Raw genomic sequence first — 424 nt, 5'->3', positions numbered from 1 at the left:
GAGCCGTCCGCCGTGCCGCCCCCGGAGACGACGAGGCACTAGCCCAGCGCCTTCACCGTCCCGTCCGCGGACACCGTCCACCGCTGGGCACTCGTGCCGTTGCAGGCCCACAACAGGACCTTCGTGCCGTCGGCGGTCTGGGAGCCGTCGACGTCCAGACACTTGCCGTTGACCCCCCTCACCTCACCCGAGCGGGTCCCGCCGCCGGAGGTGGAGAAGGAGAACTCGTCCACGTCGAACAGCGAACCGCTGCCGCCCTTGAAGACCAGGTGGAGGGACGTCGATCCGGACGGCTGGCCGCCGAGCGTGGCGGTCACGTCCTCGAAGGTCTCCCCGCCGTCGGTCACCGGAACGGTCGCCGTACCGAGCAGGGCGCCGGTCGGCGATCCGGCCCGCACCTCGAGGGTGCCGCCCGCGCCCGCGG

General features: G+C 72.9%; 1 protein-coding gene. It reads right to left on the bottom strand.

The window, feature by feature from the left end:
- Window positions 1-38 precede the first annotated feature (38 nt).
- Window positions 39-424 (bottom strand): carbohydrate-binding protein (locus QC029_RS30700; RefSeq protein WP_279559113.1); only part of this gene is annotated, 386 nt, incomplete at its 5' end.

Source organism: Streptomyces sp. DH37 (assembly GCF_029813835.1).
Classification (GTDB): domain Bacteria; phylum Actinomycetota; class Actinomycetes; order Streptomycetales; family Streptomycetaceae; genus Streptomyces.
The sequence above is the reverse complement of the archived record's forward strand: the minus strand, read 5'-3'. Positions and strand labels throughout refer to the sequence as shown.